The organism is Bacteroides caecigallinarum (genome assembly GCF_021530995.1).
GTDB lineage: Bacteria > Bacteroidota > Bacteroidia > Bacteroidales > Bacteroidaceae > Phocaeicola > Phocaeicola faecigallinarum.
Genome location: NZ_JADYTF010000120.1, coordinates 1 through 10,564, shown reverse-complemented (window position 1 = coordinate 10,564; position 10,564 = coordinate 1). Strand labels below are relative to the sequence as shown.

General features: G+C 37.8%; 9 protein-coding genes, 4 tRNA genes and 1 rRNA gene. 8 read left to right on the top strand and 6 right to left on the bottom strand.

What is annotated here, in order from left to right:
- The 4 genes from rrf to I6E24_RS13645 form a co-directional block, all read left to right on the top strand.
- Positions 1-83, top strand: a 5S ribosomal RNA gene (gene rrf / locus I6E24_RS13660); the annotation flags it as partial.
- Positions 84-250: 167 nt separating this feature from the next.
- Positions 251-1,417, top strand: a complete 1,167-nt coding sequence (nagA, locus tag I6E24_RS13655) for an N-acetylglucosamine-6-phosphate deacetylase (protein ID WP_235329089.1) — start codon at positions 251-253, stop codon at positions 1,415-1,417.
- A 24-nt stretch (positions 1,418-1,441) separates the two neighbouring features.
- Complete coding sequence (nagA, locus tag I6E24_RS13650) at positions 1,442-2,605, top strand: N-acetylglucosamine-6-phosphate deacetylase (RefSeq protein ID WP_235329087.1); 1,164 nt, start codon at positions 1,442-1,444, stop codon at positions 2,603-2,605.
- Positions 2,606-2,810: 205 nt separating this feature from the next.
- A tRNA-Lys gene (locus I6E24_RS13645) sits at positions 2,811-2,883 on the top strand.
- A gap of 228 nt (positions 2,884-3,111) precedes the next feature.
- Here I6E24_RS13645 and I6E24_RS13640 read toward each other — a convergent pair.
- Positions 3,112-4,800, bottom strand: a complete 1,689-nt coding sequence (locus I6E24_RS13640) for a S41 family peptidase (RefSeq protein ID WP_235329085.1) — start codon at positions 4,798-4,800, stop codon at positions 3,112-3,114.
- Positions 4,801-5,064: 264 nt separating this feature from the next.
- Between I6E24_RS13640 and I6E24_RS13635 the strand changes: the two genes are divergently transcribed.
- The 3 genes from I6E24_RS13635 (at position 5,065) to I6E24_RS13625 (ending at position 5,331) form a co-directional block, all read left to right on the top strand.
- A tRNA-Asn gene (locus I6E24_RS13635) sits at positions 5,065-5,138 on the top strand.
- A 21-nt stretch (positions 5,139-5,159) separates the two neighbouring features.
- Positions 5,160-5,233: transfer RNA gene (locus I6E24_RS13630), tRNA-Asn, on the top strand.
- Positions 5,234-5,257: 24 nt separating this feature from the next.
- Positions 5,258-5,331, top strand: a tRNA-Asn gene (locus I6E24_RS13625).
- A gap of 53 nt (positions 5,332-5,384) precedes the next feature.
- On the opposite strand, the gene I6E24_RS13620 is transcribed toward I6E24_RS13625, so the two are convergent.
- On the bottom strand, positions 5,385-6,575 hold the full coding sequence (locus I6E24_RS13620) for a hypothetical protein (protein WP_235329084.1): 1,191 nt from the start codon (positions 6,573-6,575) through the stop codon (positions 5,385-5,387).
- A gap of 167 nt (positions 6,576-6,742) precedes the next feature.
- Positions 6,743-7,576, bottom strand: a complete 834-nt coding sequence (locus tag I6E24_RS13615; RefSeq protein ID WP_235329083.1) for a metallophosphoesterase — start codon at positions 7,574-7,576, stop codon at positions 6,743-6,745.
- Positions 7,577-7,654: 78 nt separating this feature from the next.
- Here I6E24_RS13615 and I6E24_RS13610 point away from each other — a divergent pair, with 78 nt between their 5' ends.
- Positions 7,655-8,545, top strand: coding sequence for a 1,4-dihydroxy-2-naphthoate polyprenyltransferase (locus I6E24_RS13610; protein WP_235329090.1), 891 nt, complete (start codon positions 7,655-7,657; stop codon positions 8,543-8,545).
- A gap of 120 nt (positions 8,546-8,665) precedes the next feature.
- Here the strand turns inward: I6E24_RS13610 and ispF are convergent, their stop codons facing one another.
- From ispF to I6E24_RS13595, 3 genes are read right to left on the bottom strand one after another with little or no spacing between them, the layout of a single operon-like run.
- The gene (gene ispF, locus I6E24_RS13605; RefSeq protein ID WP_235329082.1) at positions 8,666-9,145 is read right to left on the bottom strand and encodes a 2-C-methyl-D-erythritol 2,4-cyclodiphosphate synthase; all 480 of its coding nucleotides are present in this window, start codon (positions 9,143-9,145) and stop codon (positions 8,666-8,668) included.
- Positions 9,142-9,759 carry a fumarylacetoacetate hydrolase family protein gene (locus I6E24_RS13600; protein WP_235329081.1) on the bottom strand — a complete coding sequence of 206 codons (618 nt, stop codon included), beginning with the start codon at positions 9,757-9,759 and terminating at the stop codon, positions 9,142-9,144. The genes ispF and I6E24_RS13600 overlap by 4 nt, the downstream gene beginning before the upstream one ends.
- 8 nt (positions 9,760-9,767) lie before the next feature.
- The gene (locus tag I6E24_RS13595) at positions 9,768-10,418 is read right to left on the bottom strand and encodes a redox-sensing transcriptional repressor Rex (protein WP_235329080.1); all 651 of its coding nucleotides are present in this window, start codon (positions 10,416-10,418) and stop codon (positions 9,768-9,770) included.
- Between the last annotated feature and the right edge of the window lie 146 nt (positions 10,419-10,564).

The window sequence follows — 10,564 nt, the reverse complement described above, 5'->3', positions numbered from 1 at the left end:
CCTCTTCCCATTCCGAACAGAGAAGTTAAGCTTCGTCACGCCGATGGTACTGCTAATTGTGGGAGAGTAGGTAGTCGCCGTTTTAGAGAGAAAGATCCCCGAGGTAGAGATACTTCGGGGATTTTCGTGTTTATATAAGTTATAATCCTTTATATATAATAAAAAAAATTATATACTAATCCAAAGATATAATTTTAATTGATTAAATTTGTAGCATTAAAGAAAATATATGAAATAAATCACTATTATCATGTTAACCCAAATAATTAATGCTCGTATTTTAACGCCTCAAGGTTGGCTCAAAGATGGATCTGTTATAATCAGTGATAATAAGATTCTGGAAGTTACAAATTGTGATTTGGCAATTGTAGGTGCAAAACTAATTGATGCCAAAGGTATGTATATCGTTCCAGGTGGAGTGGAAATTCACGTTCATGGTGGTGGAGGAAGAGATTTTATGGAAGGAACTGAGGATGCATTCAGAACAGCCATAAAGGCACATATGCAACATGGAATAACAAGTATTTTCCCTACTCTCTCGTCATCAACTATACCAATGATTCGTGCTGCTGCCGCTACGACCGAGAAATTGATGAAAGAGTGTAATAGTCCGGTTCTTGGACTTCATCTTGAAGGTCATTATTTTAATATGAAAATGGCTGGTGGCCAGATGCCTGAAAATATAAAAAATCCTGATCCTGAAGAATATATTCCTCTATTGGAAGAGACTAACTGTATCAAACGATGGGATGCTGCACCTGAATTGCCAGGTGCGATGCAATTTGCCAAATATATTACATCTAAAGGTATTCTAGCCTCTGTAGGACATACGCAGGCCGAATTTGAGGATATTCTTACGGGATATGAAGCTGGATATACCCACGCTACACACTTTTATAATGCTATGCCTGGATTCCATAAGAGGAAAGAATATAAGTATGAGGGTACTGTGGAAAGTATATATCTGATTGACGATATGACTGTGGAAGTAGTGGCAGATGGTATTCATGTTCCGCCGACTATATTACGTCTTGTTCATAAAATTAAAGGAGTAGAAAGGACAGCTCTTATCACTGATGCTCTTGCGTGTGCTGCAAGTGACAGTAAAGAGGCTTTTGATCCGCGTGTCATTATTGAAGATGGTGTATGTAAGTTGGCTGACCGTTCAGCATTGGCTGGAAGTATAGCAACAATGGACCGTCTTATAAGAACAATGGTTCAAAAGGCAGAGATACCTTTAGAAGATACTATAAGAATGGTTTCAGAAACTCCGGCTAGAATTATGGGGGTGTTGGATAGAAAAGGAACACTTGAAAGAGGAAAGGATGCTGACATAATAGCTTTAGACAGAGAACTTAATGTAAGAGCTGTGTGGGCTATGGGTGAACTTGTAGAAGGGACAAATAAACTTTTTTAAATGATTTGTAAATAGAATTATATTATGCTAACTCAATTAATAAACGGTCATATACTGACACCACAAGGTTGGATAAAAGATGGTTCTGTGTTAATTAGCAATGGTAAGATTCTTGAGGTTACCAACAGTGATTTAGCTGTAATAGGAGCAAAAGTAATCGATGTAAAAGGGATGAATATAGTACCAGGCTTTGTGGGAATGCATATTCATGGAGGTGGCGGACGCGACTATACTGAAAGTACAACGGAAGCTTTTGAGGTAGCTACAAAAGCTCATCTTATGCATGGAGCTACAACGGTTTTTCCTACGTTAACATCTACTTCGTTTGAAAATATAATTCGTGCGGTAAGAGTTTGTGAAGAATCGATGAAAACCAACAAGGTTATAAAAGGATTACATATCGAGGGTCCATATCTAAATCCTAAGATGGCGGGGCATCAGTGGGAAAAGTATCTTTCAGAACCGAATCCTGATGAATATGTTGGTTTGATAGAGTCAACGTCTTGTATCAGAAGATGGGATATTAGTCCGGAAATAAATGGAGGATATGAGTTCGGAAAGTATACTTCGTCAAAATGTATATTGACGGCAATTACGCATACGGAGGCTGAATATGATGATATAAAGAAGGCATTTTCTGCGGGATTTACTCACGCTGCACATTTTTATAACGCTATGCCTGGTTTCCATAAACGTAGAGAGTATAAATATGAAGGTACAGTAGAAAGTGTATATCTTACGGATGGTATGTCTGTTGAAGTGATAGCTGATGGTAAACATTTGCCTGCTACGATTCTAAAACTTGTTTATAAGCTAAAGGGAGTTGATCAGACGTGTCTTGTTACTGATGCTTTGAAATATGCGGCTTTTGATGGAGAAGTTGATGATCCTGAATATGTGATAGAAAATGATGTTTGTAAATGGGCTGATCATTCATCGCTGGCAGGTAGTCTTGCTACAATGGATAAGTTGGTTTCTGTTATGGTCAATAAAGCTGGTATACCGTTAGAAGATGCTGTGAGGATGGCTTCGGAAACACCTGCTAAGATTATTGGAGTAGATGAAAGTAAAGGTACGCTACAAAAGGGTAAGGATGCTGATATAGTTATTCTCGATAAAGATACAAATGTAAGATGTGTTTTTTCGTTTGGTGATATAGTAGAAGGTACAAACACAATGATACATTAATTGGGATAATACACAATTTTGAAGAACTTAGTTCCGTATTTCGCGTTTTGATTATTTGTTCTCAAATATTTTTTCTCTTTTTATGGTAGTATCATACGCTGTAAATAGTTTTTTTGAAAAAAACATCGTAAAAAATTTGTGTGTTAAAAAAAAAAGCTGTACCTTTGCACTCGCAATCGGGAAATAACGATAGCAAAACAGGATTGATTCGCTAGCTCAGCAGGTAGAGCACAACACTTTTAATGTTGGGGTCTTGGGTTCGAGCCCCAAGCGGATCACTCAGAAAATCAGAGAGTTACTAAAAAGTAGCTCTCTTTTTTTATGCCTATATTTTCACAGGTTTACATGGTTCAGTTAAACTGAGAGTTAAACGGATCAACGTAAAAACCTGAGGGATTACCCAATTATGCAAATTTTAAAACCATCTAAACAGAAAGTAAAAAATCCCTGTCGGCATTTTTTACTGACAGGGATTTGAGTTTTGTATTGTGTTTTCTCAGAATATTTTATTTCTTATCTGTAACAGAAAGAATATTTTTATATTCAATAGTGTCTTGTAGTACCTTTATGGCACTTTCCAGATCAGAGTCATCTTTCAGACGTTCCATGGCAGCTCCACGCTGGTAAAAATATCTTGTTATGATTTCTTGCGAAAGATATTCACTTATTTGTTTTTTGAATGTTTCCAAATCGCGGTCTAAATTGTGATTAAGTTTCTTTTCAAGTGCGGCAAATTCCTCTTTAGCACCGTCCATATATCCTTCGAATTCTGCCATCTCTTTTAAAGATTTTAGCATCTTTTCGCTTTGACGGTCATATGTGAAATTGCGTGATTTAACCATCTTCTTGAATTCTTCATAATCTTTGTCTGTAAGTTTGAATTCTGCTACAGATGAAGGAGCCTCGTGGGTCCAGCAATATTGAGTGGCATAATCAAATATAATATCTTCATTCATTAGATAGAAGATGATATTAGGAAATTTTGTTGCTTTTACTTCTATATCTGGGCGAATACCTCCACCATCGCGCACTTCTCGTCCTATAGCGGTGTGGAATACGTTTGTAAGGCTGTCCGGTGTGCGTGCGACAGATCCGTCAGCATTTTTCTTTGAATAGTCAATAGCTTGAATACATCTTCCACTTGGGATGTAGTATTTTGATGTTGTGACTTTCAGGGTTCCATTATATGGAAGAGGACGTGTGGTCTGTACAAGTCCTTTACCATACGTACGGTTTCCTACTATTACTGCACGGTCAAGATCTTGTAATGACCCACTGAGAATCTCAGAAGCAGAAGCAGAAGCACCGTTAACCAGTACTACTAGTGGAATCTCAGTATCTACAGGTTCGAAACGTGTTTTGAATGAGTTTTCTGCCTGTTTTATTTTTCCTTTGGTATAAACTACTTCCTGACCTTTGGGGACGAAGAGTCCTACTATATCTACTGCCTCAGCTAATGAACCGCCACCGTTGTCTCTAAGATCGATAATGAGTGACTTGGCTCCTTTTTGCTTTAGCTCTATAAAAGCCTTCTTGAAATCCTTTGAACAGTTGTCTGTAAAGCTTTGTAGAGCTATGTACCCTATGCTGTCGCGAACTATACCGTAATATGGAACAGGGTTTGTACGAATACTCTTTCTTGTTATCTTGAATTCCATCTCAGTGCTGTCATTTTGCATTGGACGGAGTACTTTAAGGATGAATGATGTTCCTGGTTCACCTCGAAGCGCGTCGCTAACTTTGCTGGAAAACTCTTGTGGTTTCAAATTGCCTCGGAGCATCTCTTTTCCACCTACTTCAAGAATAATATCGCCTGCCTTTACTCCGGATTCTGCAGCTGGCATTCCTTCTGTCGGTTCTACAATAACAATGCGGTCATTTGCCTCATAGTATCTGATTGCTGCTCCAATTCCGCCGTATTTACCGGTTATCATCTCTTTCAGGCTGCTAACTTCCTCTTCTGGATAATATTCTGTATATGGGTCTGTAAGAGCTAGCATACCGTTTACTCCGTTCTGAATCATCTTTTCCACATCGACGGTGTCTACATAAAACATATCGAGCTCCTTGAATATAGAATTGAACAGATCGAGATTCTTTGCTATCTTGAAGTTGCGGTCGTCACCTTTGAAACTTAATAACCCCATGCCTATAAGTACGGCAAAAGATGCAATAAGAGTTTTTTTAGTATTCATGTGTTTTGCTGTTTTACTTTCATTTATATTATAGTGTATCATTTATATGATATGCAAAGAAAAGCATTATTCTGTTTTCAACAACAGAAATACTCCAATATTTAACTTAATTTCGTCAAGCAAAGGCAGATAGACATTGCCTAAAGACTACATGAAGTGATACTGGATATAAAAAATGAAATATTTTTATCATTTTTTTTGCCAAAGGTATTGCATAATTCAAAACAAGCTAGTATCTTTGCACCGCAATCGAGAAAACAACCTTCTTCAGTAGCTCAGTCGGTTAGAGCATCTGACTGTTAATCAGAGGGTCGTTGGTTCAAGTCCAACCTGAAGAGCGAAATATCCCGATTGTAAATTCTTCAGTAGCTCAGTCGGTTAGAGCATCTGACTGTTAATCAGAGGGTCGTTGGTTCAAGTCCAACCTGAAGAGCAAACAATTTACATATCTTATCATTCTTCAGTAGCTCAGTCGGTTAGAGCATCTGACTGTTAATCAGAGGGTCGTTGGTTCAAGTCCAACCTGAAGAGCAAAAAGGTTCACTCTAAAAGTGAACCTTTTCTGTTTGTATATGATTTACTTATCAGAATCGTTTTATTAGGAAGCTAAAGTCTGTTCTCAAGTATATGCCTGCAATAAAACTTATTGAATTTGGCATAGATGAAGTTGTTGTGATCGTATTTCCATCTTTGTCTATATTGATACTCCTTGTATTTGACTTAAAAGTGTTGTAAGCATCAGCGTGTATTCCTAGGGCAAATCCTTTGCCTATATGATGAGCGTATTCCAGGCTTAGGAAAGCCGTTTTAGGCTTGTCATATACAAGATTTTTGTTTGAAATAGATACTGCTCCAAACAGAGGGTCTCCCATTAATGATACAAAATTATGGCATTGCCAGTAGCCGGCGTGCAGACGGAAGTTTTTGAAATCACCAACGGCTTTTCCATATATGCCATAGCCTTTGTCAAAAGGAAATGTGTTTCCTTTTTGCTGGGAGTAATATGCAGCGTGGGCTTCAAAGTTGAGCTTTTTGAAATTACGGAAAGGCATCTTTATGTCTATTCCTAATCCTGCCGCAGCATTAAGCCATGTTTTTACATTGCGTACTGTAGCCGAGGTATTTATTTCTCCTCCCTGATGTTTGAAGATAAGTTGTAACGGAATGTAAAAATGAGCCTTGTTATTTTCAAATATTGGTGAGTTGGCTTTTATTCTGGAGGATATCCCAAAAGTAAATTCTTCTTGTTGTTTGTCGCCCTGGAATATGAAGCTTTCCCAGTTTACCCACATATCCAAATTAAAACGACGAGTGTTCCAGAGTAGTTGAACTCCTGCTTCTGGATCGGAAGTCATGACCATTTCTTTATTATATAATGGCTCTATAAGACCATGATTGTTTCTTCCATAAATATTTCCCAGCACTAATGAAATTTCAGGAGTTGGGGCATAATGTATGCGAAAAAAAGGCACAGCATGGAATGCGCTTTGGGTATCATCTGTTTCATAGCCTGGAAGATTGGTGTAATGGGTGTTGGGGTATTGATTCTCTCCCCAATACCTTAACATATATGCACCAGCTTCTATTTTTAGTGTCTTAAGTGGCTGATATGATACTGATGGAAGTATCCATAGTCCAGGTAATGTATAGCCTTTTACCAGATTTCCTTTATATTCATTATTGCGGAAAAAGTTCATGTTCCGGAAACGTACTTTCAATTCATGGACTTCGGTATATGAAAATGTAGTGTCTTCAGTGTAGATGAGCTGTGACATATTCTGTGAATTGATTTTACCGGGAAAAATTGTGATTAGCAGCGCTAATATTGAAATACGATATAGTAAATGATACTTATGGGGAATGGATATTTTTTTCATTTTACAATTCTGATGTTTTGGCTATGCAAAAATAGTAAGTTAATATTTCTGTTGGATGTGTTTTATTATAAAATTTCCAGAACTATAAGTACAATTTCGCTTGGGGTGAACAATCTTATATCTCTGCGGGATGTTCCAAGGCCATTACTTATGATAATTGGTATTCCAGCAGAATTATATTTTTTACCTGTCAGAAAACGGTTGCCGTATTTTGAAAATTTAGCTGGAGTCCACCTGTTGAAAAAACTGATTTGTCCACCATGTGTATGTCCTGCAAGAACCAGGTCGGTATTACTTATATCTGTATCTTCTGCATAATCAGGTGTATGTGTAAGCATAATGACAAAATCCTTAGGCGCGGCTGACAATGTAGGCGATATACCGTTGTTTTTCAGATCGAACGGGTTTCTTATTCCGGTTATTAATATGAAACTTTTTCCTTTATGTATAGTGTCAGTGGAGTGTTCCAGTAGTTTAACTCCAGTTTCATTCATTGCTTTGCGTGCTAATGTATCGTTTTCTTCACGTTCATGATTACCCATGACCGCGTATGTTCCGTATCGTGTCTTAATACTGCTTAAGGCTGCAAACAGTTCGTTTACATCACCACCGTTTCGTCCTCTATAATCACCTCCGAGTAATAGTATATCGGCATTTAAAGATTTTAGAGCATTTATCAATGAGGGTAGGTGTTTGCGGGAGAAACGGCTTTCATAATGGAAATCGGTGGCAAAGGCTATTCGAAATCCATTGAATTCCGGCGGTAAATCCTTTGAAGCTATATGGTATTCCTTGATACGACCTATGCCTTTGTTTCGTGATAATGATGCTGTGGCACATGATGACAGAAAGATAGATGAGGCAATCAGTATGAGGAGATGTATATCTAATTTCTGCATAAAAGAATATTTCAATCGTTGTATGTGCAAAAGTAGCATTTTATATGCTAACTTTGCATATGGTTTAAGTAAAAAAAGATTATAATGGTGAAGACTAATTCAATCACAGCTTGGATTCTTGCTGCACGCCCGAAAACTCTTACTGGAGCAGCAATTCCGGTAATGTTGGGATGTGCGCTGGCATATATATACGGTCACTTTAATGTAGTACCGGCAGTTTTATGTTTTCTGTTTGCGTTTTTGATGCAGATTGATGCTAATTTTATAAACGATCTTTTTGATTTTCTGAAAGGGACAGACAGGGAAGATCGTTTAGGACCGGAGCGTGCTTGTGCTCAAGGATGGATTACTCCTAAGGCAATGAAGATAGGTATAGGTGTAATTACTGTTTTAGCAGCTACAACAGGATTGACATTGTTGAATTTTGGTGGATGGGAACTGATACCGGTTGGTTTGGCATGTATAATATTTGCTTTTCTTTATACAGCAGGTCCTTATCCTTTAGCTTATCATGGTTGGGGGGATGTCCTTGTACTGATATTTTTTGGTTTTGTGCCTGTAGGGGGGACATATTATGTGATGGCGCATGGATGGAATACTTCAGTTACTGTAGTATCTATTGCATGTGGGCTTATAATTGATACATTGCTTATGATAAACAATTTCCGAGATAGAGAGCAGGATGCTATAAGTGGAAAGAAAACAATCGTTGTCAGGTTTGGAGCTAAAGCTGGACTGGTTCTGTATTTTTTGCTAGGTTTAGTTGCGTGTTGGCTTTGCTTTTACTTTATTTCAGTAGGTAAAATTTATGCGGTATTGTTCCCTCAGTTTTATCTTGTATTGCATATTCTAACCACCATAAAAATGGCAAATATAAACAAGGGAAAAGCATTGAATTTGATTTTGGGCGAAACTTCGAGAAATATGCTTATATTTGGGGTGATGTTGACTTTAGGATTGGTACTTTAGCTGTTAGAATTCTTTGATATATGTTTTTATTATGTTTAAGTCCTGTTTAGAAACTGTTTTATAAACAGGGACTAAACAAGACTTAAACGTGCTTTAGAGTTGTAAAATAGAGGTGAGAACTCAATGTTTTTCTATAAGGACAGTAGCGTAAGCTGAAATACCTTCTTCACGTCCTGTAAAACCAAGTTTTTCAGTTGTTGTAGCTTTAATGGATACGTCGTCGACATCAATGCCCATAACATGCGCCAAAACTTCCTGCATTTCGGGTATTCTGGCTTTTAGTTTTGGGCGTTCTGCACATACGGTGGCATCTATGTTTCCTATGGTATAACCTTTTTCGGAAATCAGTTTTACGGTACGTGCGAGGAGTATCTTACTGTCTATATTCTTGAACTCTCCTGCATTGTCTGGAAAGTGAAACCCTATATCACGCATGTTGGCAGCTCCTAGAAGAGCATCGCAGATGGCGTGTATCAGAACATCGGCATCGGAGTGTCCCAACAATCCAAGTTCATGCTCAAACTTTATTCCACCAAGCCACAGTTCTCTGTCAGGAACCAGACGGTGGACATCAAAACCAAATCCTACTCTTATTTTCATCGTATATAAAAATCTAATACTTTTTCGTTCTCGAGATAACCTTCCAAGTGATTGTCAATATTTACTGGACCTACTCCTACTGGGGTTCCGGTAAACAGTAAATCACCTATTTTTAATGTACAGAACTGACTGACATAGGCTATTATTTTGTCTACCCCGAACAGCATATCACGTGTGTGGCCGGTTTGTACGGTTTTTCCGTTTATGTCAAGGTGGAAATGTATGTCCTGTATATCTTTGAATTTTTCTACATCAACCCAGTCTCCAATAGCAGCGGAGCTATCGAACCCTTTACAAAGTTCCCATGGTTTACCTTCGGCGCGGAATTTTCTTTGTAGGTCGCGTGCAGTAAAGTCTATACCGACTGTAACTGCATCATAATATCTATGAGCGAATCGTTCGGAAATGTTTTTACCAAGTCTGTTTATACGTACTACTAGTTCTGTTTCGTAGTCAATCTGTTGTGAAAAATCAGGAATAAAAAAATGTTTGCTATCTTTAAGGATAGCAGAATCCGGTTTCATGAAAATAACCGGTTCCTGTGGAAGGGACTCATTGGCATGGAGTTCCTTGCAGTGGAGGGAATAGTTCATCCCTATAGCTATAATCTTCATATAAATGATTATTTAAATTCTTCATTCAAACGGTTAAACATAACGGCAAGATGGGCATATAGTGATGTGTTTTGGACAACTATGTCTTCAGGTACACGTATTCTAAAAGGAGTAAAATTCCATACGGCTTTTATGCCGCCATCTACCATATAATCTGTAATTTTCTGGGCTATACTGATAGGTACAGTTAGAATCCCGATATTTACATTTGATGTTTTTATTATTTCCGGAAAATTATCTGTGTGATATATAGGTATTTCCGCAATTGTTGTCCCTACTTTCTTGGGATCAATGTCAAATGCTCCAACAATTTCAAGTCCGAAATGTGAAAGACCTGTATCTTGTAGTAACGCGGCTCCAAGGCTACCGACACCAAACAGATATGCTTTATGAATATTGGTGAATCCTAAAAAATCTTCCAGTACATTTATCAGACAGTCTATATCATAACCAACACGTGTACGTCCTGATACAGCCACATAAGACAAGTCTTTTGCTACCTGTGAGGCATCAATATTGATTTGTTTTGAAATCAGTGTGGATGATACATACTTTTCTCCCTGACTTCTCATAAGTTTTGCACAAGATAAATACCAAGGCAAACGACGGAGTGTAGGTTCCGGTATTTTTTCTGATATTTTGTGAACTTGCATTGTCATGACATAAATTTAACTATTCTGTTATGTAGGTCGGCGGCATTGCTGCCGCTTTCCCCATTAAGAACTGTACGTGCGACTTTCACCGCATACAGCTCCGATAATTCTAAATTTAATTCTCATAAAATTAAATCGGCTCATAATCATCT